Origin of the sequence: Paenibacillus sp. p3-SID867, assembly GCF_025142895.1 — a bacterium.
GTDB lineage: Bacteria > Bacillota > Bacilli > Paenibacillales > Paenibacillaceae > Paenibacillus_AQ.
In genome coordinates, this window is the sequence record NZ_JAMBDM010000004.1 from 423,954 (window position 1) to 445,967 (window position 22,014).

At 49.3% G+C, this 22,014-nt stretch carries 25 protein-coding genes, 1 tRNA gene and 1 riboswitch; of the genes, 5 read left to right on the plus strand and 21 right to left on the minus strand.

What is annotated here, in order from left to right:
* Positions 1 to 52: 52 nt before the first annotated feature.
* From M4D81_RS11060 to racE, 6 genes are all read right to left on the minus strand, one after another.
* The gene (locus M4D81_RS11060; RefSeq protein WP_071223132.1) at positions 53 to 319 is read right to left on the minus strand and encodes a hypothetical protein; all 267 of its coding nucleotides are present in this window, start codon (positions 317 to 319) and stop codon (positions 53 to 55) included.
* A gap of 133 nt (positions 320 to 452) precedes the next feature.
* Positions 453 to 674, minus strand: a complete 222-nt coding sequence (locus M4D81_RS11065) for a YuzB family protein (RefSeq protein ID WP_071223133.1) — start codon at positions 672 to 674, stop codon at positions 453 to 455.
* Positions 675 to 704: 30 nt separating this feature from the next.
* Entirely contained in the window at positions 705 to 1,007 is a 303-nt protein-coding gene (locus M4D81_RS11070; RefSeq protein ID WP_071223134.1) for a heme biosynthesis protein HemY, read from the minus strand.
* Positions 1,008 to 1,111: 104 nt separating this feature from the next.
* Positions 1,112 to 1,387: a hypothetical protein gene (locus M4D81_RS11075; RefSeq protein WP_260066243.1), complete on the minus strand. Its 276-nt coding sequence runs from the start codon at positions 1,385 to 1,387 to the stop codon at positions 1,112 to 1,114.
* Between the two features lie 194 nt (positions 1,388 to 1,581).
* On the minus strand, positions 1,582 to 2,784 hold the full coding sequence (locus M4D81_RS11080; protein WP_260066245.1) for a M14 family metallopeptidase: 1,203 nt from the start codon (positions 2,782 to 2,784) through the stop codon (positions 1,582 to 1,584).
* Between the two features lie 230 nt (positions 2,785 to 3,014).
* Positions 3,015 to 3,821, minus strand: coding sequence for a glutamate racemase (gene racE / locus M4D81_RS11085; protein ID WP_194543909.1), 807 nt, complete (start codon positions 3,819 to 3,821; stop codon positions 3,015 to 3,017).
* A 231-nt stretch (positions 3,822 to 4,052) separates the two neighbouring features.
* Between racE and M4D81_RS11090 the strand changes: the two genes are divergently transcribed.
* Entirely contained in the window at positions 4,053 to 5,150 is a 1,098-nt protein-coding gene (locus M4D81_RS11090) for a nitric oxide synthase oxygenase (protein WP_397376671.1), read from the plus strand.
* 117 nt (positions 5,151 to 5,267) lie between these two features.
* Here the strand turns inward: M4D81_RS11090 and M4D81_RS11095 are convergent, their stop codons facing one another.
* The 5 genes from M4D81_RS11095 to M4D81_RS11115 form a co-directional block, all read right to left on the minus strand.
* Complete coding sequence (locus M4D81_RS11095) at positions 5,268 to 5,630, minus strand: YtxH domain-containing protein (RefSeq protein ID WP_260066247.1); 363 nt, start codon at positions 5,628 to 5,630, stop codon at positions 5,268 to 5,270.
* A 15-nt stretch (positions 5,631 to 5,645) separates the two neighbouring features.
* The gene (locus M4D81_RS11100; protein ID WP_260066248.1) at positions 5,646 to 6,098 is read right to left on the minus strand and encodes a DUF948 domain-containing protein; all 453 of its coding nucleotides are present in this window, start codon (positions 6,096 to 6,098) and stop codon (positions 5,646 to 5,648) included.
* Between the two features lie 270 nt (positions 6,099 to 6,368).
* Complete coding sequence (locus tag M4D81_RS11105; protein WP_260066250.1) at positions 6,369 to 6,791, minus strand: DUF86 domain-containing protein; 423 nt, start codon at positions 6,789 to 6,791, stop codon at positions 6,369 to 6,371.
* A 42-nt stretch (positions 6,792 to 6,833) separates the two neighbouring features.
* Positions 6,834 to 7,121 (minus strand): Dabb family protein, encoded by a 288-nt coding sequence (locus tag M4D81_RS11110; RefSeq protein ID WP_260066252.1) that lies wholly within the window; start codon positions 7,119 to 7,121, stop codon positions 6,834 to 6,836.
* A 196-nt stretch (positions 7,122 to 7,317) separates the two neighbouring features.
* The gene (locus M4D81_RS11115) at positions 7,318 to 8,754 is read right to left on the minus strand and encodes an NAD(P)/FAD-dependent oxidoreductase (RefSeq protein ID WP_260066402.1); all 1,437 of its coding nucleotides are present in this window, start codon (positions 8,752 to 8,754) and stop codon (positions 7,318 to 7,320) included.
* A 77-nt stretch (positions 8,755 to 8,831) separates the two neighbouring features.
* Positions 8,832 to 8,931, minus strand: a riboswitch (purine riboswitch).
* Positions 8,932 to 9,220: 289 nt separating this feature from the next.
* Between M4D81_RS11115 and M4D81_RS11120 the strand changes: the two genes are divergently transcribed.
* Positions 9,221 to 9,817 carry a helix-turn-helix domain-containing protein gene (locus M4D81_RS11120; protein ID WP_260066254.1) on the plus strand — a complete coding sequence of 199 codons (597 nt, stop codon included), beginning with the start codon at positions 9,221 to 9,223 and terminating at the stop codon, positions 9,815 to 9,817.
* A gap of 168 nt (positions 9,818 to 9,985) precedes the next feature.
* Positions 9,986 to 10,177, plus strand: coding sequence for a hypothetical protein (locus tag M4D81_RS11125; protein ID WP_260066256.1), 192 nt, complete (start codon positions 9,986 to 9,988; stop codon positions 10,175 to 10,177).
* A 112-nt stretch (positions 10,178 to 10,289) separates the two neighbouring features.
* Here M4D81_RS11125 and M4D81_RS11130 read toward each other — a convergent pair whose 3' ends face one another.
* From M4D81_RS11130 to M4D81_RS11140, 3 genes are all read right to left on the minus strand, one after another.
* Positions 10,290 to 11,015: a WD40/YVTN/BNR-like repeat-containing protein gene (locus tag M4D81_RS11130; protein WP_260066258.1), complete on the minus strand. Its 726-nt coding sequence runs from the start codon at positions 11,013 to 11,015 to the stop codon at positions 10,290 to 10,292.
* A gap of 200 nt (positions 11,016 to 11,215) precedes the next feature.
* A tRNA-Leu gene (locus tag M4D81_RS11135) sits at positions 11,216 to 11,299 on the minus strand.
* A gap of 259 nt (positions 11,300 to 11,558) precedes the next feature.
* The gene (locus M4D81_RS11140) at positions 11,559 to 12,416 is read right to left on the minus strand and encodes a copper amine oxidase N-terminal domain-containing protein (protein WP_260066259.1); all 858 of its coding nucleotides are present in this window, start codon (positions 12,414 to 12,416) and stop codon (positions 11,559 to 11,561) included.
* A gap of 253 nt (positions 12,417 to 12,669) precedes the next feature.
* On the opposite strand from M4D81_RS11140, the gene M4D81_RS11145 reads away from it, so the two are divergent.
* On the plus strand, positions 12,670 to 12,930 hold the full coding sequence (locus M4D81_RS11145; protein WP_260066260.1) for a YczF family membrane protein: 261 nt from the start codon (positions 12,670 to 12,672) through the stop codon (positions 12,928 to 12,930).
* Here M4D81_RS11145 and M4D81_RS11150 read toward each other — a convergent pair.
* Genes M4D81_RS11150 through M4D81_RS11160 form a run of 3 tightly spaced genes read right to left on the minus strand, consistent with a single transcriptional unit; the run spans position 12,925 to position 16,979 of the window.
* Positions 12,925 to 14,046 carry a GerAB/ArcD/ProY family transporter gene (locus M4D81_RS11150; protein WP_071223146.1) on the minus strand — a complete coding sequence of 374 codons (1,122 nt, stop codon included), beginning with the start codon at positions 14,044 to 14,046 and terminating at the stop codon, positions 12,925 to 12,927. The two genes, M4D81_RS11145 and M4D81_RS11150, sit on opposite strands and share 6 nt — an antisense overlap.
* Before the next feature lie 14 nt (positions 14,047 to 14,060).
* Positions 14,061 to 15,275, minus strand: coding sequence for a Ger(x)C family spore germination protein (locus tag M4D81_RS11155; RefSeq protein ID WP_260066262.1), 1,215 nt, complete (start codon positions 15,273 to 15,275; stop codon positions 14,061 to 14,063).
* Between the two features lie 21 nt (positions 15,276 to 15,296).
* Positions 15,297 to 16,979 (minus strand): spore germination protein, encoded by a 1,683-nt coding sequence (locus M4D81_RS11160; protein WP_071223148.1) that lies wholly within the window; start codon positions 16,977 to 16,979, stop codon positions 15,297 to 15,299.
* A 147-nt stretch (positions 16,980 to 17,126) separates the two neighbouring features.
* Between M4D81_RS11160 and M4D81_RS11165 the strand changes: the two genes are divergently transcribed.
* Positions 17,127 to 17,351: a hypothetical protein gene (locus M4D81_RS11165; protein WP_071223149.1), complete on the plus strand. Its 225-nt coding sequence runs from the start codon at positions 17,127 to 17,129 to the stop codon at positions 17,349 to 17,351.
* A 231-nt stretch (positions 17,352 to 17,582) separates the two neighbouring features.
* Here the strand turns inward: M4D81_RS11165 and M4D81_RS11170 are convergent, their stop codons facing one another.
* From M4D81_RS11170 to M4D81_RS11185, 4 genes are all read right to left on the minus strand, one after another.
* Positions 17,583 to 18,296: an MgtC/SapB family protein gene (locus M4D81_RS11170; RefSeq protein WP_071223150.1), complete on the minus strand. Its 714-nt coding sequence runs from the start codon at positions 18,294 to 18,296 to the stop codon at positions 17,583 to 17,585.
* A 43-nt stretch (positions 18,297 to 18,339) separates the two neighbouring features.
* Positions 18,340 to 18,945: a glycerol-3-phosphate responsive antiterminator gene (locus M4D81_RS11175; protein ID WP_071223375.1), complete on the minus strand. Its 606-nt coding sequence runs from the start codon at positions 18,943 to 18,945 to the stop codon at positions 18,340 to 18,342.
* Between the two features lie 67 nt (positions 18,946 to 19,012).
* The gene (locus tag M4D81_RS11180; protein ID WP_260066263.1) at positions 19,013 to 19,825 is read right to left on the minus strand and encodes an HAD-IIA family hydrolase; all 813 of its coding nucleotides are present in this window, start codon (positions 19,823 to 19,825) and stop codon (positions 19,013 to 19,015) included.
* Between the two features lie 333 nt (positions 19,826 to 20,158).
* On the minus strand, positions 20,159 to 21,922 hold the full coding sequence (locus tag M4D81_RS11185; RefSeq protein WP_260066264.1) for a glycerol-3-phosphate dehydrogenase/oxidase: 1,764 nt from the start codon (positions 21,920 to 21,922) through the stop codon (positions 20,159 to 20,161).
* Positions 21,923 to 22,014 lie beyond the last annotated feature (92 nt).

Genomic DNA, 22,014 nt, shown 5'->3' on the forward strand with positions numbered 1-22,014 from the left:
AAGCCCGTTCATTAGCTCGAAAGCTACTGAACGGACTGCACAGGATCCTAAACTACTTTTTAGCTGAACGAAGCTTGGACAGACGTTCCTTCTCTTCGCCTAACAACTCTTCCGCCAATTCCACGGCGTTTGCGTTCCCCTGCTCCATCACTTGGGCGACCGCTTGCTCCGTATGGGATAACGAATTCTCCGCTTGCTGAATCAGCTGTTCCGTCGGGTGGGACATTGCCGAGGATACGGCACGGTGCAGCTTCTCCACGGAATCTAGCGCACTGTTGCTGGGACTGTTGGAATGAAGACTGGAATCGTGACTGTTCATGACGGATGCTCCCTTCTAAAGTTGTTGTTCCTGCTGCCCCCTTAGCATGGATGGCTGAGCCAGGAACTATACCCGAAGAATGGGAATTTTCCGCGAAACTTCGATTCTGAAGTAACAAACAGCCAGTTGTTTGTTATTTCACAAACGGCAGCGCCTTTGCCAGCACTTCATCCTCTGTAGGCGCGCTGACATAACGGCCATTGATATACATGAAGGCGCGTTTGCCGCAAGGACCGCAATAGGATTTGCAGCCGATCTTAATGTCGGCATCCGGTACCATTTTCTTAATTTTCGGGATTATTGTCTTTAACTTCGTATGTCTGCACTTCTCGCAGACGCGAATATCATTAGCCATTGTACATTACCTTCTTTATTCTGAAGTAACCTAGTGGTCGCCGTGATTGCCCTGGGACGGATTCGTAATCACAAAGCCTTCCTGAGGAAAATAAAGATAGTCGATTTTGACGCCGTCCAGGAAAGGTTGTCCCGCTTCCAAAATGACGTCGATCTCTTTATCTGTGGATACGACGACATCATTTTCCTTCGGCGTATCCAGATCCAGACCGTAGTGGGCATGATCACCATGCGCATGGGTTACCAGTACACGAATTTTCTTGTCCTTGTTCTCTTCCTTGTCCAGCTCTCTCTTTAACACCTTGGCGGCATTACGGGTAATTTTACATTTCACGTATATTCATCTCCTCACGGATGTTTCATTCAATATGTTATTGTAGACCCCTGCTGGTTTTTTCGCAAGGGTCCTGTCCGTATATTTACGTCCGAAAAGCTCGTTTACCGTACGCGCTTGGCGGGGCCTTGAGCTTCACCGAGCACACCTGGATATTTCCGCTCGACGCGGGATACGAACCAATTCATCAGCAGCATCGTGACTCCGATATCGTCGATCGGCAGCAATGGCATAAAGTCCGGCAGCACCCAGTACAGCACAACCGGAACCAGAAATAACAGCTTGTCCCCGAGTGAAACCCGGGAAGAGGTTAAATAACCGAATATCCGCTGGAATACGTGCGACCAGCGCCGAAGCGACCATAATCTTCTCCACTTCATGTTGTTCCCTCCATTCCAGGCAGCATGTCTATATATTACCCAATTAACAAATCTCTAAGAAATCCCGGCAACACGTATTCCGGGGGCGGCAGCAAAAAGCATGAAAAGAGGCCGCTGCCTTGTGATCCATAAAAGCAGCGGCCGACATCTTCTATTATTATACGTGGAATAGAAGCTTTTCGTTTCAAACTATGCTATTCCAAAGACATAAACGCAGCTAGAATGGATCCCACCTCGACGCACAGATCCTCGAAATCCTCAAGCGGCAGCGGATTCACCCCATAACCAATCTCCACGGTAAAGCCCGGTTTTCGGTAATGCTGAATGAACCAATCCTTGTATCCCGCATCACTGCCCTGCAGCTTCACTGGCCTGTAACCGCCCGCCTGACCTAATCTTCTGGCCATATCCTCACTTTCCGGAGGCTCATAGTCCCTGTAATTCCAATAGATTTCCCGCCCTTGACTGTGAAGGGAAATGGCCCGTTCCGGAGATATCGATAGTGTATGCTGATAGACAGCTTCGGCTTCCGGCTCACTTAGCGGCTTAGTCCCCGCATAATCCTGCGGGGATGGACAGATTTTCCCCCTTCGCGCAACTTCCTCATGCCAATGCGCAGGGAACTGGTCACCCAAATCCACGCCGTTTATATTAGCCTTCCAGCGCCGAAAATCCTCGCGTCCGCCATTCCACTCGAGCAGACGCTCATAATAGGGATGCGAAGGAGTGACTCCTTCCTGTACAAGCTCTACTCCATCCGGGTTTGCCATCGGCACAACCCATAACGTATAGTTCCGGTACAAGGCATCCGGCTCCTGAAAATAAACCGGTGACTCTTGCGATAATGCCCTGCCGTACTCCTCCATGAAACGCATCAGGCACGGGGTTGTGATCCATTCATTGGCATGGAGTGCTGCATTGATATGCAGGTTCTTAGGGCCTTTACCGATTTTGGCTGCATATAGCGGTTTGCCGAGCACGCTTCGGCCGATGACACTCCACTCGATAACAGGGTAACGCAGCTGCATCTCTTGTATATCGCGTTCCAGATCCCCCGGTCCGTATTCGCCGGTTAATCGTATCATACGCCTAGGCGTGGTGCCCGGCAGAACGATCGTTTTCCCCTGCGGCAGATGATGAGCCGATAATCCGGGATTCAGTTCTTCCAAGGCTTCCTTCCGAAACCGGAACGTATTGGCAATACTATCAAAGGTATCATGTTCCTGGATGACATACCTTCGGCGCAGCGATGCAGGAAGATAGAGCATTTGCCCCTGCTGGAGATACGGCTGCTGTGCCGCCCATGGATTCGCCGTAATCAGCTGTTCATACGCCAGACTATATCTGGCAGCCACGCGTCTTAGCGTATCGCCTTTCTGTACGACATATTGCTGCATAATGGATTCCTTTCCGCGGCAAAGCCGCTTCAATTAGCGTCCATTCCATGTATATGAGCAGCCGGTTGTCCAACATGTATGATGCAAATGATCGAAAACCGCGCCATATCCCGCTCCTTTTCTAAACTTGGCACTGAAAATAATAAAGGCAGGACAAGGTCTTATCCCTTGTCCTGCCTGCGTTTTCTGCTCTTATTCATTCTGGATTAGCTCTTAGTATGAATGGTGAATTATAGCCTTGTAATTTGCCAGACAACAGGTGTCCGCTTGATATGATCTCCGAGCCATTCGGTTGCGATGCTCTGAAAAATAACCGGATCTCCAGTACAGAAGAATTGATGCACCGGGCTCTCCATGCTGCTCGCAAGCTGGCCTTTATCGTACAGAATCGTGCTGACCTCGCGAGCTGTTTCATCGGCGGAGCTGATCAGTTTCACTGACGGCCCCATGACCGTTTGAATCGTATTCATCAGGAACGGATAGTGAGTACACCCCAGGATCAGACAATCAATGGAGGTATCCTTGATGCCTCTCAAGGATTCTTGCACCACCTGCAGAGCATCCTTGGATCGGAACAATCCGTGTTCGACGAGCGGCACCAGTTCGGGACAGGCTTGGCTTTCCACCTCGACGTAAGGCGAGAGCTGTTTCAGAGCCGCTGTATATGCTCCGCTGCCAATGGTTCCGACTGTACCGATCACGCCGACGTTACCGGTCTTCGTTGCACTTATGGCGGCACGCGCCCCTGGGTGAATGACACCGATGACGGGTACAGGCACTTTGGACGAAATATAATCAAGCGCCGCCGCCGTAGCGGTATTACAGGCGATCACAATCATTTTAGGATCATACTGAATTAAATAATCTACAATTTGCTCCGTAAATAAACGGACTTCTTCCGGCGTACGGGGTCCGTAGGGTGCGCGGGCTGTATCTCCGAAGTAAATAATTTTCTCTCTCGGGAGCTGTCTCATCACTTCTTTAGCGACAGTCAGCCCGCCGACACCCGAGTCTAGTATTGCGATTGCTTGCTGCACGAACCCACCGCTTCCTTCTTGTCATATTCATGGTTTACAGTGATACCATATGTCATTTCGGATCGAAATGTACCTTAAATCTTACCCCAATTCCCCCCTATCTTCAACAAGATCGCTGCTGCAATAGACGGCTGGTAATTTGTTCAATCAATTGTAGGACTCTTGCGCCAGTCGCTGACCGCAGGTAGTTTATACTATAGTAAGCGCGCGTACAGTAAAGGAGAATTTTACGTGAAGGACAACATACATCATATCGACCTTATGGAAGCTGCGAAGCAGTTTATCGAGCTTTGTTATGCAGAATTAAACCGTACCCCGGAAGAAGCCGAGGCCCGGCTCATGGACATCCGCTCACAGATCAAGCTGACAGGTACATATGAGCATACGCTTGAGGAACTGACGCATGGGGCCAAAATGGCTTGGAGAAACAGCAACCGCTGTATCGGCAGACTGTTTTGGGATCGCCTAAAGGTAGTCGATGCCAGGCACTTAACCGAGACCTCTGACATTTTCTCAGCACTCCTTCATCATATCGAGAGTGCCACCAATGGCGGAAAAATCATGCCTATGATTACGATTTTCAGGGCTGCACGTCCAGGGGAGGCCCCATTGATGATCAAAAACCACCAATTGATTCGGTATGCGGGTTACGAAACGCCGGACGGGACGGTTGGCGACCCGGCTTCCCTATCCTTCACGAAGGAATGCATGGAGTTGGGGTGGCGGGGAGACTTGACCGACTATGATGTGCTGCCGCTGGTTGTGCAGCAGGGGAATGAGCCGCCGGAGTGGCTTCCGATACCGAAATCCTACGTGCTGGAGGTCCCCTTGGAGCATCCCGAATTTCCAGCTCTGAAAGAGGAAGGGATAAAATGGTATGGGGTGCCTCTCATCTCGGACATGCTGCTTGAAATCGGCGGCATTATGTATACGGCCGCACCGTTCAACGGCTGGTATATGGGAACCGAGATCGGAGCCCGTAACCTTGCAGACGAAGGGCGCTACAACAAGCTTCCGCTTATCGCCAAGCTGATGGGGCAGGATACTTCCAGCGAAACGACCTTATGGAGAGATCGCGCATTGGTCGAGCTCAATGCTGCCGTCCTCTATTCTTATAAAAAAGCTGGCGTTAGCATCGTGGACCATCATTCGGCAGCATCCCAGTTCGGTTTGTTTGAACAGCGGGAACAGCAGGCCGGGCGGGAGCTCACAGGGGATTGGAGTTGGCTGATTCCTCCGGTCTCGCCAGCTACAACACATATTTTCCACAACTCTTATCATAACGACATCCGCTCGCCGAATTTTCATTACAGGAACAAGGAAAAGTAGTCTTTATCTTTCGAGTAGTTATACACAGCAAAGCCGGGGCTGTTTGCCGCCCCGGCTTTCATGTATTTTGGCGTAATCCTTATCCTCGTAAATGAGTGCTGAAGATCTGATCCTGAATTAGTCGTTGACCTTCACTTCCGCAGCAGAGGGAACATAGGCATCTTCTTCAAAGTCCTCGTCAAACGAGGAAACCTGCGCAATTTCCTCTTCCGCCAGCCAGCTTTCTTGCCGGTTGCGCCAGGACTGAATGTCGGAGATCACGTTCTCCGCCCGATCCGTCATGATGCCGATCAGGTTAACGCCCTGCTCTCCTACCTTCTCTGCTGCCTCCTGCACCTTGGTGCCGATGCCGCGGGCGCCGTCGGCAATGTCATCCCGAAGCTCTTTGCCGGATTTTGGAGCCAGAAGAAGTGCGGTAACAGAACCTGCAACACTGCCGATCAATACTCCCCAGAGGAGTCCTTTGCTCTTCTCTTTCATATTCCATCTCTCCTTCTATTTGGCTTGCCCTTCGCCGGATTTGGAGGTGTACTTGTTCCATGAATGCCAAAGCGTCATTCCGGCATCAACCCACCGGAACATCTCCCCGATCTGCCGTTCATTATCGAGGCGAGCACGTTCCAGATGCTCAATGGCGGTTATGGAAGCTTTTTTCCCTACAGCATGAACCGCATCGGCCGTCTTGGCTACCGCTGACGCAGCATCGGACATGGAAGCGGCAAAAGCTTCGCCTGCCGCCAGCTGACGCTGTATCATCTCTAGCGAGACGGATGCCTGCACCAGCACTTGCGAGGCTTCCTGTGTCAATCGGGCACTGTCTTCCTCAAGCCGGCCCAGCATGGTCTCGGCCCGCCCGATCAGCCTTTTAACCGACACCATCATGATCACCGCCGCAACCGCGATCAGAACGATACCGATGGCAGCAGCCAGCGCACTCCATTCTGTCATGGGGAACTCCTCCTTTCGTCCGACCGGGCGAATGCCTAGTCGCTTGATGCATTATAAGCAGCATGGGCTTGTCTTGACACAACATCGGCGATTTTTTTATTCCAGCACAGCAGAACCACGAGTTACCCCGCAATTTCGGAACATGCAAGCGCTTGAGATAACACCAACAAAAAACAGACCGTTCAGGGATTCCCTAAAGGCCTGTTATGGATCATGTGTATGGAAGAGCCCATGGATCATGGGCTCTTTCTTGTGAAAACTATACAACCATTAGTACATCTCGTTCTTTAAATACTCACGGACATTTCCCGCAAATTTCTCCAGAACATCAGGCAGAATCGGGGTCAAAGAATGAAGCGTATGCCTGTCCCAATCATAGTAGTCCTGCACGAGCGGTTTGCGCAATCGGACCAGCTCCAGCAGCACCTTATGAACCTCTTCGGGGAACACCTTTTCCTCATGATTAATATCCATGATATCTTCATAACTGCTGGCATCCCGCATAATAAATCCGTCAATCAAGTAGCTGCCGACATCCGTCACGACTTCGATCGCCAGATGAAGCGCACGCTCCTGAACCAACCCCAGCACCAGGCCTCCGTCCCATGATTGTGCCGAAGCACGCAACCCTTCCGCAATTTCAGGAATCGCGCTCAGCCGCCGTTCAATTTGTTCTTGATTTACATAATACACCGCAAATCTCCTCCACCCGTTGTTGTAAGTCTATATCAATGCCTACACTTCAAAATCAACGCTAAGCGTATGATCTTTCACCGTATTGATGTACTGGATCACTTCCTGGTGAACAGGATGAACGGCATATGCTTGCAAATCTTCAAGATTGTCCACTTCAACGATCAAAGCCAAGTCATATGAGCGCTCCGAGCGAACTACATCTGCGCCCGCCTCAAGGGATCTAAGCATCGGAATCTTGCTCTCCATATCGCGCAGCACCTGCACCGTCTTCTCAATATTCTCTGCGGATGAGTCCTTCAATTTGAAAAAAACAATATGTTTAATCATCGTCCGTTCCTCCATCTCTAGCATGTATGTAAATCTTTCGTATCTATCATACCCCGTTCGTCCGGAAAAAGAAATCGCTCCCACCAACATATCGGATAGATCGGCAGCGCCAGATCTGATCAAATAGGAGCAGCGTCTGGCTTACACCAGAGCGTGCTCCTGAAATCAACACTCTATTTAAGGGAATGACGCTGAATCACGAACTTAATTGGTTCAGCATGTTCTGGGCAATCCAGATGCCGGCGGCTCCTGCCTGAGCAAGCCCCCTGGTAATGCCCGCACCATCCCCGCCACAATAAAGTCCCTTAATTTCCGTCTCGAAGGACTCCGTCAGCTTCGGTCTGGCGGAGTAGAACTTGGCCTCCACCCCGTAGAACAGCGTGTGCTCCGACGCGATTCCCGGCGTGACTTGATCAAGCGCTTCGACCATCTCGATCAGGCTTTTCATGGTGTTGTACGGCAGCACCAAGCCAAGATCACCTGGAACGGCTTCCTTCAGCGTCGGCTCCAGAAACCCTTCGCGAATTCGGCCCTCGGTGGATCTCCGGCCGCGGAGCACGTCCCCGTATTTCTGCACAATAACCCCGCCGCTGGATAGATCGTTAGCCCGCTTGCATATTTCACGCGCATATTCGTTAGGCTTGTCAAACGGCTCCGTAAACTTATGGGATACGAGCAGCGCAAAGTTCGTATTGGCCGATCCCAATGCCGGATCTTTATAAGAATGGCCATTGGCTGCCATAACCCCGCTATGGTTCTCAACCACAACATGACCGGAAGGATTGCTGCAGAACGTACGCACCCGGGTTCCCACCGAGGTGTTAAAGATGAATTTGCCTTCATACAAATGCTCATTGATCTCGCGCATGACCACATCCGAGGTTTCAACCCGAACGCCCACGTCCACCTGGTTATTATGCATTTTCAATCTGCGTTTTTTCAATACACTGGTCAACCAGGCAGAGCCGTCACGGCCAGGGGCGACCATCACCAAATTCGCCTCATGGACCTCCCCGCCTTTCATTGCGATGCCGGTAACGCGATGGGCTCCGTCTTCTTTGACGGTGACAATGTCCTCGACCTCCGCCCGAAAAGCCATATCAATTCTTGTCTTCAAATATTCATATATCGACTTCAGTATCTCCAAATTCTGCTCGGTTCCAAGATGTCTTACCTGAGCGCGAAGCAGCTTCAGGCCCGCTGCGTATCCACGATGTTCAATATCCCGGATCGCATTTGTTGTCGGATCCGTAATGGCAGGTGTTGCTCCGTGCTCCAGATTGATGGCGTCCACATATTGGATGAGCTCCATGACTTTGGAGCCTGGCAAATAATCGGTCATCCAGCCGCCAAACTCCGTGGTTATGTTGAATTTGCCGTCGCTGTATGCTCCTGCCCCGCCAAATCCGGCTGTAATCGAGCAAGCCGGCAAACAACCGGCAAATTCCTTACGTCCTACTGCCGGTGGACAGAGCTTAATCTTCTCCTCCAGGATCGGGCAGCTTCTCCGGTAAATATCATGTCCCTTGTCAACTAATAGCACCTTGCTGCCTGGTGACTTTAACGTCAGTTCATAACAAGCGAAAATACCGGCCGGACCGGCACCAACAACGATAACATCATATTTGCTCATCATATCCCCCTGTGTGTTTGACTGTCGCTTTGTGCACACCGCTATTCGGGCACAAAAAAATCCTGCTCCGAATAGGTATGCTTGCGCATCCTATTCGTAGTCAGGAATTTAAGGTCCCTTGTAGAAACCCCTGAACCTTATTTTCAGGGATATACGAATAAGCATCTTTTTTTCTTCATCAACCATTGTTAATATAAAACGAATTCACGAATGAGTCAAGTGGTATTTCATCAATTGTTCGTGTTTAACTCTATAAAATCCCGATGTAAACGCCATTCACACCTGTAATATCCACCAAAAAACGAACAATACTTTATAATAATCATTTAAACGAGTAGGTCTATCGGACCAATACGTCCGACTTATAAATCAGGTAACAACGAAATGGAAACAATTGTTTTAGAATTGGCTATTGAAAAGTGAGTGTCGAATATTGTAGTATTGTGTTAAAAAAATCGGAGGAATTATGCCTACACAACTGCAGCAAGAAAAACACTCCATTGAGGCGTGGTCCCTGATCAATCGTAAATATTTGGGGAAAGGTGTGCGAGTCAAGCGCTTTCGCCGGCCGACCCGCTGCCAAATTCGCAACCGCGTCCTACTAGCCGTACTTATGGCCAACGATATCAAATTGTCGCAATTGGCCGAGGAACTGGGAGTATCCTCCCGTAGTGTCAGCGCATGGGTATATGAGGGGCGCGTTCCCGGAAAAAACAACCTGGAGAAGGCCTGCGACTATTTGGGTTATCCCCGTCACATTCTCTTCAGGGAGGAACTGCTGGACAAGTCACCTATAATCTGCCAGCCGGCACCTTCCCGCTTCATGAAACGCACCCTGACACGCTCACCCGTCAGCAATCGGATTCTGACTGGCCTGTGCATGGTTCATGACTTGTCGGTAAGCGATGTTAGCCGCTGGATCGGCGTACATCCCGGCACATTCCGCAAATGGCTGCACCAGGGTACCGTACCATCCGCAGCGTTCCAGGAAAAAGCAGAACAGTTCTTCCGGATCCCTAAATCTGTTCTATTCGCAGATTGCGCATTAAAGCAAAATTCATAATTAAAACTGCTGTTATAACGTAACCATACTTATGATTCCAACCAATGCTCAGCTTGCCGGGTCGATCCGGCTAAGCCGGGCATATTTTCTGTTATGGCATATTTCCAGACGATCAGGGAATACAAGTAACATTCCGTTCGCATCATCCAACAATTGAGGTGAGTGAGTATGACGTTACGTCATAAGCAGATTGGCGCTGCACTGGGATTGCTCACCGGAACAACCATGGGAAGCGGTATTGGATTCCTGCTTGGTTGGCACTCCTTTAATCTGATCGTTCTGGTGGCCCTCTTCGGCTTATTCGGAGTTGCCGCTGGTCTATGGCTGGGCTCACGAGTAATATTTAAAGAGCTACCTTAAAGAGCTCCCTAAATGAACGATATGATGTTCATCGTTCTGCCTCTTTCTTGCTGAGATTGGAGGCATAACCAGAAAAAGAAGACCGGAGAGCCTCGGTCTTCTTTGTTATGAATCAGTTATGGGGTTTCGTGTTAACAACATACAGCGATCCTGACGCATCCTTTTCGTTCTTGGGAGCTCTGGTAGCTTCATCGGTGATAGCTCCAGTGACAGGACTGCCGGCGGTCGTATCCGGTATATCCAGGCTGCTCCAGGTTTGACCCCCATCCTCGGTTTTAGCTTGCCCGCTGAATCCTGTTTCAGGCGAGATGAAATGGAGAAATCCGGCATTCGGCGTGCTTCCAATCCGAATCCATGTCTCACCGCCATCCGTTGTGCGGTACAGATCGTTATTCTCCATCACAGTCCAAGCCTGCTTGCCATTTAGCGCAAAGATTTGGCGTACGGTGCCTTTTGGCTGAGCCTGAACCTCCCATTCCGTGCCACCGTTATCACTAAAAGCTATCCAGCCTTCTCCGCCGATCCAGCCCGAGCTATGATTAATGAGCCGGACCGCCGTCACATCCGCTAAATCCACATCGGGTTCAGCGGCCTGATTGTCTGGAGCAACGTCCGTATCATCCTGTTCTGCGACGGCACCGCTTCCTGCCGCGTGATCCCCTCCACCTAAAGATTCTTCTGTGCCGGTAGAGGGCTCTGCCTTCCGGGTATCCTCCTTCGAAGATTCCACCGATCGCTCAGCGACATTCCCCTTATCCGATGGTTGACATCCAACAGATAAACTCACAGCAACGAGTATCAACAAAATAAAGCCCAGCCCTTTTCGAGGTTTTATCACAGGATCACACCCCTTGTATTCAAAATAACCCGCCAGTAACTTCTGCTAACAGGCCAAATATTATAAATCCACTCCATTGAATTCACCCTAAAGATGAACGGTTCCTCCAGTTTAGTATAACGCGATTACCACATGAAGAGGAACGAAAAAAGCTGTTCTTCAAGTTAAATTTCACTTGAAAAACAGCTTTGCTTCATAGATGCGGTCGAGAGGACTCGAACCTCCACGGGGGTTAGCCCACACGGACCTGAACCGTGCGCGTCTGCCAATTCCGCCACGACCGCATGTTATGTAATTCGTGATCGAGTTGATCACCGTAATTAAGAGTATATAATGCTCAAAGTTAAAAAGCAAGCATTTTTTTAAAAAATTGTCGAAACCATCAAACTTCATAATGGTTTCGACAGAACAAGTCTATTTTCAGATCGTCCATTGATCATGTATCACGCCAGACAACACCCACTCCTCTCCATGTGGTTCAAATACAAGCCGGAGGCTTTCCCAATCCATCCCCGCATAATCAGGATGAACTCCTTCGTAATATTACTCGACGATGACAACTCCCTTATACTGGCTGCTTGCATTATTCACCGTATTTCCTTCGCTCTTGGATTGGTTGTAACCGATCCATGGCGCTGCGGCAAAATCAAGGGTATAAACGAATTTATGATAATAGCTCTCAAAATTCATGGAGATCGGTTCTCCGCTGCCATCATACTCGCCCCAGCGGTATAAGGTGTCGTGGTTAAATCCCTTCCTCAGCTGCTGCTTGCTAAGTGTGACATCCTTCTGCCGATCAACATGCGCATAAGGGGAAAAGGTAATCCCATCGGGATGAGCTAGCTCGGCAAGCTTCTCAAAATCCTTGTTTTTCAAAAGTGTTATTGCCTGATTACTCTTCTTGGACAGGGCAGTTTCTGCCTCCTTCGGTGTGAGCAGCGGATAGATCATAGCTTCTTTAGCCTGGTTATTCCAGACAACCTTGCCCCCAAGACCCTCTGCCGAGAAGCGAAGCGGGATATAAACACGTCCATCCTTGAGCAGTGGCGGGGCATCCAGAGTTACAGCTTTGCTGTCCTTGATGGCGTGATTCTGCCCCACAGTGTAGCTTGTCGTATGTTTACCATTACTCACAATGGCCGTCTGCTTGGCTTGATCCCAGCGAACTTCGGCTCCCATCGCTCTTGAAATGCCGCGGAAAGGCACCATCACCCTGTCGTTATGAATAAAGGGAGGCGATTCCAGCAGAAGCCGACCTCCATTCACTCGAACTTCGATAGGTCTGCCTGAGGATGTGTCCACAGCCCAAACTTCTCCTCCATATGACATGCAACCGGTTATCCCTATCACTGCCGTCATGATACCGGCCAGCAGCCTTCTCACGCCTTGACGTTTCTTCATCACCAGCTCTCCCTCCCTAAGCTAAAGTTCACGATCCATTTCCATTATAAAAGATCTATAACCCTTAGGCCCATCCATAAACGGCATTTTGCTAAACTTCTGTTCCTGTCGGTTCATATATTGACCCTTTTCAACGCTTGGTTCGATTGGATACAACTCTTCTTTGTATGTTTATTCAATAAACCCTTCATACTAATACAACGTTGTCATGGATTGGCAAGTCATAAACAATAGGAAATGCGAGGAAGTAACGATGTATATCAAAAAATATGCGATCACCCTGCTGTTAGGTACTCTCTGCCTGTCTTATACCGTGCTTACAGATTGTCTGTTCGGGTTCCCATGGTACAACTTTATGATCAACTGGCAGTTCACTCTATTCTCCATCGTAGAGAAGCTGACGGTTACGGTGCTGCTATGCCTCCTGATCCTTCCTGATTGTTACCGAGCATTCAAAAATAAAAAGCCCCGTGATTCAACCCAATGTCCTGGAAACGCGGGACATGATTCATGAACCGGAGCTAGAGTCGGACTTTGTCTTTCCTTTGGAGCTTGCTCTGCGAATCAAACCGATCACAACAAGCACCAAGGGGACAGCGATTGAAAATATAGGGAGAACCATATATAGATGCTGGCTTCCTTTCATGAGATGCTCGCTATACGAACGGGCAAGAATCATCGAGTTCCCGAGCATGATTAAAGCGAATGGATAGATCAATTTTTGATAGGGAATGTTGAACAGCTCGGATGCAGAGATCAATGCGGCATAATAATACAGACTTATTTTAAAAAACACACCAATAATCAGAACCATCACGATCAAAATTTCCGTCCGTTCAATGAACTCCGAAATATTGGCTTTTCCGACCATCGTCAGCAAAGGAAAAACCGAACGCTCCACAATGTTCTCGCCAAGGACGGAAATGGTAACGGCAGAGGTTAGCGCCAGCATCGTTCCGCTGAATAAAATAGCCCAATACCCCGCCTTGATCCCGCTCTTCTGCCGGCTCAGATGTGGAAGGAGAACTGTAGCAACAATCAGCTCCCCAAACGGGAAGTGCATATTTTTTTTCACTACGGATTGAATGATGGGTTGTACGCCATTACCCAGAACAGGAAGCAAGCGATGGACTTCCACGATTACGGAAAATACGATAACCAGAGCGCTGAATACGCCGATCAGCAGAACAATCGCCAAGAATATCAAAGCGGTGCGCCCAAGCACCTCCAATCCTTGATGCAGCACAAAAGCGACGGTCATCACCATGATCAAATTGACAATGAGAAGCGGGGTCTCCTTAAGGGCTGCCGAAGCCATTACCAGCAACCCTCCATCTACGATATCTCTGGAGCCTGTATACAGGTAAAACACGCAGTATGATACTCCCACCAATCCCCCTAAATATTTCCCAAGCAATATTCGATAATAAACCGTCGGCAGATGATCAGGAAACATGGTGTACAAATAAACATTCAGCGAATACATCATCGTCCCGATCACCATGCCAATCAGCAGCCCAATCCAGGAATCCTTACCGGCCTGCAGTCCCATGTTCACGACAAGCGTCGTTCCAAACTGAAATAGAACCAGCAGCGAGAAGAACTGCAGCGGACTGATTTTCACCTTCACCTTTAAGCTCCCCTTTACTGGTTGTTCATGTTGTATTTAAAGGAGCGATCTCTCATCTGAGAGTTACGCACAACGGATTTCACATGATATTCCACTTCCAACTGCGGAAAGATCACATCCCACCGACCCTTCATTTTGTGCCAGGCTTCTGGTCTGGCGCGTTCTACCGTTTGACCGAATCCGAGGATATCACTATTCGCTTTCTGACACTTCTTCACGGCTGATTTCAGAATACGACCCACCTCTTGGTTAGCAGCTGCTTCAAGCGTTCTCATCGATTCCGGATTCCGCAGGTCGATGTCGCTTATCACTTCCCGGATCGAGAAATTAGGCTCAACGAATATGTGGATAACGGGTTGAAGCGGTTCTTTAAATTTCACTTCCAGCCGGGTCTTCGATCGCATGACATCCAATGCAATTTCGCCTTGTCCATGTTCAAGACTTATATTTAATGGCGTTGTATGCATTTTATCCTTGATCCACACGGTTCCCTTGCTCTCTTCCCTGGTCATCCAATCTTTAAGTTTGTCTCCTTTAAAAATAGCCAGATTAGAAATAACACCCAGGCCTGCACTCTTCGAGCTTTCGAGATTGGATTTCTTTACGGCTTGCTGCTCATCTCCTTCGATCATGACGCCGTTAATGACAGGCCCGCCGCCGGGAACGAGCAGATCCCGAATGACATCGTCTACCTCAACACGGAAGTTCTCGCTTAACTGCCTTGAGGTTAACTCAATCTTCTGTACAAGCGCAAAAGCCGTAATCTTTCCGATAGGCGTCAGTACGGCAACCACGTCTTCTGCCTTTTGTCCTTCCGCGGCAACCATTATTTCGGTTGTTAATCGAATATCGGAATCACGATCCAAATAATCGAATAGATCGATAATTCCGTTTCTGGCCACTTCGTCGGATATGACGATCAACCCCGTGTGGGCTAGCGACAGGATACGCGGCAATTTACGGGACGTATTACGCATCGCTTCAACGATCGTTTTTCCGGATGACTTGTATATGGATGTAGGTGTCGCTCCCCTGCCTGTTTTGCCGGATATTTCATCCGCGATGATGGTCTGGAAGGAAATCATATATTGCTGCTCTTCTTCCTTCCAGTCAATGCCGATACCGGCGACAATGGCCCGCTTATTCAATTCAGTCGCATCCCAGCAGCCTGTTATCGTGCTCAGGCAGCAGCACAGGAGAATGCTAATCAACCATCTGTATCTGAACATTTTCCGGCTACACCCCTAACGTTAATTACGATTGGACTCAACGGCCGGAACAGCCGTCTTCTGGTCCCCCGTATCACTGTTATCCCTTCCGGCATTCCGATTGTGTAAACCGGATGATGGATTCCCGGCTTCCTGCGATGCAGCTTCCCCTGTACCTCGATTACTGCCCGAATGAGATGCGGACAAGGCTTCCGCTTGGAGCGATTTGAAAGGCATTCGGATGACAGCGTCTTTTTGATTCCGCAATCGAAAAGGACTGATCGGCGATAAATAGGGAACTCCGAACGAACGGAGACTATTCATATGGGCAACAAGGATGATTAATCCCAGCGTCAACCCGTAAAATCCGAACAAGCCGGCCAGCACCATAAAAGCGAACCGTATCAAGCGTCCGGCGATAGATAGGTTATAGGCCGGTATGGCAAAGCTTGCAATACCGGTTAAAGCCACGACAATGACCATCGCTGGCGTAATCAGGCCGGCTTCAACGACTGCCTGTCCCAGGATCAAAGCACCAACAACCGAGACGGTCTGCCCGATGGCTCTGGGCATCCTCACCCCGGCCTCACGCAGAATCTCAAATACGATTTCCATCAGCATCGCTTCGACAAAGGCAGGAAACGGCACCCCTTCCCGTTGAGCAACCAAACTGATTAGCAATAAGGTCGGCACCATTTCGTAATGAAAGGTGGTGAGGGCTATATAAACCGATGGGCCCAGGATCAGAATAATAAAACTGAGATAACGGACAATCCGCATCACAATCGCAATATCAAATCGCTGTGCATAATCTTCGGGGGATTGGAAAAAGTGAACAAATACCGTTGGAAGGACCAGGACGAAGGGGGTACCATCTACCAGGACGATGATCCTGCCTTCCAGCAATTTACTGGCGGCATCGTCAGGACGCTCCGTATTATAGATCGTGGGAAAAGGGGTTACCGTTTTATCCTGAATAAATTCTTCGATATAAGCCGATTCCAGTATCCCTTCAATCTCGATATCATTCAGCCGTTCTTTAATCTCCTTTACGATCCCGGGATCTGCTTTTCCCTTCACATACATAAGAGCTACGTGGGTATGGGTTACGGATCCGATTTTCATGGTCTCCAGCCAGAGATCGGGGGATTTTAGCCTCCGCCGGATCAGGGATATGTTGGTAGCGATGGACTCCACGAAGCTATCCTTGGGTCCGCGAACTACAAGCTGGGAGGTCGGCTCGGTAACGGATCTCCATTCTCCGCCCTGCGTGCCGGCTACGATGGCTTTCTCAGCACCTTCCAGCAGGATGACCGTGTCCCCTGACAGAATGGCCAGCATAATGTCGTTCCATTCGGTCATTATTTTGGATTCGCCCATCGACAGCCCATCCTTCATAATGTTGTCCAGGAAGGCATCAGGCTCTTCACCCTTATATAAATCAGGGGTTAAACGCAGAAGAGAATCCATTACGAAATTGTTGACCATCTCAGGATCGCTGAGTCCGTTCAAATATACAATGGCACAGTTCTCCTCAGGCTCACCGCCCAGCTTCAAACGCCGGGTGACAATATCCGGGCTGTCTCCGGACTCGGTCCGTATGCGATCGAGCAGCTCTTGTATATGACCGGAAATCACGGATGACCCTGACTTCGAGGACACCGCCTGCTCCTCTGATTTCTTTGCGGGAATCGGGCGACGGTTTCGAGATCGGTAGCGTATCATGTCGGTACCCCCATCCTTCAAAGCTCAAGTTAACTCCATTATTTGCTTTACATTCCTTTTTCATGCGAAAGATTAGAAAGAGGGATTGGGACGCTGTAAGAAGAATTGTCTAAACATGAAGATTACATTATGTGGGGAGGTTTATAGTTGAAACGATACGTGCTGCCATTGATCATCCTGATCATGAGTCTGCTTTATATATTCTTCATTCCGTCCGAGCCCTTGCTCGTGAAACTCCTGTTCAAACTCATTCCGATGTGGCTCATCATCCTGTTTGCCTATCGGCAATTCCCGCCCCATGCCTCTAAAGTTCACTATCTTCTGTTATCGGGACTGTTGCCGATATCCGCTATTCGAACGTCTGGATTATGACCACTTATTAAGCGGCCCAATTCCTGATTGCCAGAAGCATCTCGACTTTTGACAGTCCTCGAGTAGAGGCCTTAGGAAGCTCGACCTTGAATACAACTGCCGCCCCATAGAAAACATACATAAAAAAGCTGAGCCCGGGTCCACCCGGGCTCAGCCCTGTACAGCATGCTGGGTCCAATCATAGGAGCTGATCATGTAACATTTTTGCTCATCAATCCATACAAGAAGCCCTTAATCCCGCCAGTTCATGCGAACCTGCTTAATGCCCTCTACCTGCCACAACTGCTCGAATAATCCGTTAATTCCTTTGCTGTTAAAAGAATACACCCGGAATTCCATCGTCACCTTGGTCGAATCGTCTTCCGTCGTGTCATTATTCACGATCATGCCTTCCACCGTCATATTGGCCTTTTGCAGCAATTCGGTAATGGTACTCACATGAACCGGACGGTCTCCGGCCTCAATGATGATCTTCAAGCTGCCTGACTTTTTGATAAAAAGAAATTTCGATTCCAATTTATTTAACACCAGCGTGCTGACCAGAACGATCGCCGTCGTTATGATCGCCGGCCAGTAAAAACCGGAGCCCACACTTAGACCGATAGCAGCCGCCACCCAAAGAGTTGCCGCGGTGGTAAGACCTGAGATGATATGATTGGAACGCCGCAATATAGCCCCGGCACCAAGGAAACCGATACCGCTTACAACTTGTGCCGCCAGCCGGGCAGGATCAAACCTCGCATTGGGATGATTAATCAGTGCAGAATCAAAACCGTAAATGGAAGTCAGCATAATCAGCGTTGATCCGACAGCCACCAAGAGATGGGTTTTTAAACCGGCCTGCTTATTTCTGCGTTCCCGCTCCCAACCGATTAAACCGCCAAGCAATGCAGCGAACAGCAGCCGCATCAGCATGGTTTGCGTATCCAGTTGAAACACATCCATTCCCTAATCTCCACCCCTCTTTGTCATGTAAGGCGGCTCTTCGCTATACCATATGTTCATCCTGCCAGCGCCATAGCTCTTTGCTGGAGGTGGATATGCCAATTACACCGCTCTTCAAAGCCGTATCAAAATCCTCCAAATCGATCATGAGTCCTCCAGCGATGACGGGCACGTCCACTTCTGCACGAATCCGTTCCATGATCCGCTGACACACCATGCCCGGCAGCACTTCAATGGCATCCGGATTGGAGGCCTTAATCATCTTGATCCCGTTGTCCAGCGAAACGGAATCGAATACAAACAGACGCTGGACCGTCAACAACCCCAGTTTCTTCGCTTCTACAATCGCCGTGTTTTTTGTCGTGACAATACCGTCAATGCCCACCTTTTCAGCTAAATACTTAACCCCCGTTTTGTCTTTACCGATCCCTTCAATCAGATCAAAATGCACAAACGAGAGCTTGCCCGCCTCCCGAATCTGTTCAACGATCGATTCGATGATAAAAATATCGGTTTTGAGAATAAACACGATATTCGATTCAGTCGCCAGCACAGCAGGGAGTTCATCGGCATTCATTAATGAAGTAATAATGGGCTTACGCTTCAAGCAATACGAAATTCGTTGTGCACCTTCAACACTGGTTTTCATGTCTTCACCTCGTTGCCGCCGCAACATCTCCAATTCTCCCGTTGCCCCGGCATATTTTTGTTCATGCTCATGACTTTGCTTCATCTGCCTGCTTCACGGCAGTACCGCTGAGATAAATATCGTAGACCGAATTCAATACATAGGTGGGCTTCACGCTGCTGTCCATCAGATCGTCCCTGCTCGATACGCCGGTCAGCACCATCGCCGTACTCATCCCTGCCTGATTTCCCATCTTGATATCCGTCTCCAGCCGATCCCCTGACATCAGACAATCTTCGGCCTTCACTCCCAAAATATCAAGAGCTGTTAATGCCGTCAAGACGGAGGGCTTGCCCATGACGGTCGTGATTGTAATGCCGGCGGTGCCTTCGATGGCACCGATCATGCCGCCGCAATCCGGGACATCGCCGCCAGGCATCGGACATGTTCGATCCGGGTGGGTGGCAATCACATCCGCACCCCGTTTAATCGCCTGATATGCAAAATCAAGATGGCGGTAGTGAAAATCCCGGTCCCACGATACAACCACAACGTCGGTTTCCTCCGGCGCTGAGGCGAATCGTATTCCATTGTCCAGCAGCTCATTCTTCAATATATCCTCGCCAATGACATACACGTTTGCGCCCGGATGATGCTTCTGAAGATAATGAATCGTAACGAGCGCAGGGTTCAATATGTTGTTCAGCTCAACTTGGATGCCAAGCTTCCTTAATTTCTTCAAATAGTTTTCCCTGGAATCTATCGTTTTGTTGGTCAAAAACAATAGTTTCTTACCCAGTCCCTGCAAATAATGAATGGTTTCCACCGCACCATCAATGGCCTCAGCCCCAAGATAAATCGTACCGTCCAAATCAAAAATATACCCTGAATAATGATCCATGTTTCGTTCTCCTCTGCATGTTCAATCTGTAATTTTGCCCGTATACGTAAATTGGACATGTTCTGGCCAGATCAGTTCTGTTATGGACCCACAGTCCCCATCCGTAAAGTATACATATGACGGTGTCATCCCCTTTAGTCCTTGGACAAGCGGTTCCATGCGGATACAAAAAAATGAGAAGCACTTTGCATTGAAAAAGCCTTCATTCATCACAAATGAAAGTTCTCGTTATGCAAAGGGCTTCTCATCATCTCTGCCCAGCTCTATAACTTTATATGGTTATACTACATCCACATTTTACATTTGACAAGATGATCCTGATAAATAAGATCCCTATCGATTCATCGCCGACACGACGGAGGAATGCCCGGCTTCCTGGTCGGAACGCGATCCTGCGACGTCTTCCCAATCCGGCAGATCCGTAAACCGTTCTATCCTGCTGCCTTCCGCCACGCCCCATGCCAATTGCAATTGATCCTGCAGCAGCTCCCATTGCCTGTCGACTTCCTCTTGATTCCACTCTAAATATTCACGCATCAGCCTCATGACGGGAGCAATGGTCCGCTCGGTTTTTTGCCTGTCAAATAATAACCAGCCCGTTCTTCTTAACAGAAAATCGACTGCGGTCATCGTCATCTCATATTCCATGGAATACTCGATTTCCGCACGTAACAATCGAAGTTCGGTCGTTTCCGCTTCCTGCGAAGAGGCAGCGACCCGGTTCATCAGCTCCATCGTATTGGAGCCGTACCTGTTCATGAGGCTCAGAATGTGTTCAGGCCTGATACCAAGGGATTCACCCTGCTTGATCAACTTCTTCTGAACCTCCTCATAGGTAAAGCCGTTCAGGTCGCCCCCACTGATGGGAACCCGATCCGTCGTACAAGGAGGATAGATGGTGCCGTCGGCGTCTTGAAGCTGTCTGGCTGCAAGATTCACTACCTTTTCGGCCATTTTCCGAAATCCGGTCAGCTTTCCGCCAGCAATGGTGATCAAACCGGAATCGGATATAAACATCTCATCTTTTCTCGATATTTCCGAAGGACCCTTTCCTTCCTCACGGACGAGCGGCCGTAAGCCCGACCATCCGGATTCGATATCGTCCGGTCCCAGCCTTGACTCCGGGAAAGCATGATTCACCGCATCGATCAGATATCGCCGATCCTCCTCGGTAATACCAGGCGTCTCAATCGCCCCCTCATAAACGGTATCAGTCGTTCCGATGTAGGTCTTGCCCTCTCTTGGAATGACAAAAATCATTCGGCCACCCGGGACATCGAAATAAGCAGCCTGCCGTATGGGAAGCTTGGCATGATCCACCACCAGATGAACGCCTTTTGTTAAGAGCAGGCGCTTTCCCTTGAGCGAATTATCCTTGAGCCTGACCTGATCCACCCATGGCCCGGCGGCATTGATGATCTTTTTGGCGTTTATCGTATAGGTCTTTCCACTCACTTGGTCTTCTACTTGAGCTCCTACTACTTTTCCTCCTCGATACATGAATTCCTGGGCTTTGGCATAATTCGCGATGAGCGCTCCCTTGGCCCTTGCAGACTTCATCACTTCCACCGTTAATCGAGCATCATCAGTTCGGTATTCATAATAATAACCGGAACCTCTCAATCCCTCCTTTCGAAAGAGCGGTTCAAGGGTCAAGGTTCTCTCGCGCCGGAACATCTTGCGACGTTCGCTGCGTTTGACTCCTGCCAGCCAGTCGTACAGATACAATCCGATCGCGCTGGCAAGATAACCATAAGTGCCTTTTTTATAAATTGGGAGCAGCATGGGAATAGGCTCCACCAGATGCGGAGCGCTCCGGTGAAGCAGTGCCCGTTCAGAACCCACCTCACGTACCAAGCCGATCTCTCCTTGCTTCAGATACCGAAGACCGCCATGAATCAGCTTCGTTGATCTACTGCTCGTTCCCGAAGCAAAATCATTCATTTCCACCAATCCGACGCTCATCCCTCTGCAGCTGGCGTCCCAAGCAATTCCCGCACCCGTGATACCCCCGCCAATCACCAGCACATCCAGCTTTTTTGCCGACATGTCCTGCAAATATTGGGTCCGCATCTTGGCGGATAAGCTTGTGTCCACCTGTCATTCTCCTCTCTGAATTTAAAATAAGGAACCTATTCCATCATAAGAAAATTTCAAAAAAAGAACCGCTTCTGCTAAAAATGCATACC

Coding starts and splice junctions, on each gene's coding strand:
- M4D81_RS11060 (WP_071223132.1), bottom strand. CDS start 319: ATGAACAGTCACGATTCCAGTCTTCATTCCAACAGTCCCAGCAACAGT.
- M4D81_RS11065 (WP_071223133.1), bottom strand. CDS start 674: ATGGCTAATGATATTCGCGTCTGCGAGAAGTGCAGACATACGAAGTTA.
- M4D81_RS11075 (WP_260066243.1), bottom strand. CDS start 1,387: ATGAAGTGGAGAAGATTATGGTCGCTTCGGCGCTGGTCGCACGTATTC.
- M4D81_RS11080 (WP_260066245.1), bottom strand. CDS start 2,784: ATGCAGCAATATGTCGTACAGAAAGGCGATACGCTAAGACGCGTGGCT.
- M4D81_RS11095 (WP_260066247.1), bottom strand. CDS start 5,630: ATGAAAGAGAAGAGCAAAGGACTCCTCTGGGGAGTATTGATCGGCAGT.
- M4D81_RS11100 (WP_260066248.1), bottom strand. CDS start 6,098: ATGACAGAATGGAGTGCGCTGGCTGCTGCCATCGGTATCGTTCTGATC.
- M4D81_RS11110 (WP_260066252.1), bottom strand. CDS start 7,121: ATGATTAAACATATTGTTTTTTTCAAATTGAAGGACTCATCCGCAGAG.
- M4D81_RS11115 (WP_260066402.1), bottom strand. CDS start 8,754: ATGAGCAAATATGATGTTATCGTTGTTGGTGCCGGTCCGGCCGGTATT.
- M4D81_RS11120 (WP_260066254.1), top strand. CDS start 9,221: ATGCCTACACAACTGCAGCAAGAAAAACACTCCATTGAGGCGTGGTCC.
- M4D81_RS11125 (WP_260066256.1), top strand. CDS start 9,986: ATGACGTTACGTCATAAGCAGATTGGCGCTGCACTGGGATTGCTCACC.
- M4D81_RS11140 (WP_260066259.1), bottom strand. CDS start 12,416: ATGAAGAAACGTCAAGGCGTGAGAAGGCTGCTGGCCGGTATCATGACG.
- M4D81_RS11145 (WP_260066260.1), top strand. CDS start 12,670: ATGTATATCAAAAAATATGCGATCACCCTGCTGTTAGGTACTCTCTGC.
- M4D81_RS11155 (WP_260066262.1), bottom strand. CDS start 15,275: ATGTTCAGATACAGATGGTTGATTAGCATTCTCCTGTGCTGCTGCCTG.
- M4D81_RS11160 (WP_071223148.1), bottom strand. CDS start 16,979: ATGATACGCTACCGATCTCGAAACCGTCGCCCGATTCCCGCAAAGAAA.
- M4D81_RS11170 (WP_071223150.1), bottom strand. CDS start 18,296: ATGGATGTGTTTCAACTGGATACGCAAACCATGCTGATGCGGCTGCTG.
- M4D81_RS11175 (WP_071223375.1), bottom strand. CDS start 18,945: ATGAAAACCAGTGTTGAAGGTGCACAACGAATTTCGTATTGCTTGAAG.
- M4D81_RS11180 (WP_260066263.1), bottom strand. CDS start 19,825: ATGGATCATTATTCAGGGTATATTTTTGATTTGGACGGTACGATTTAT.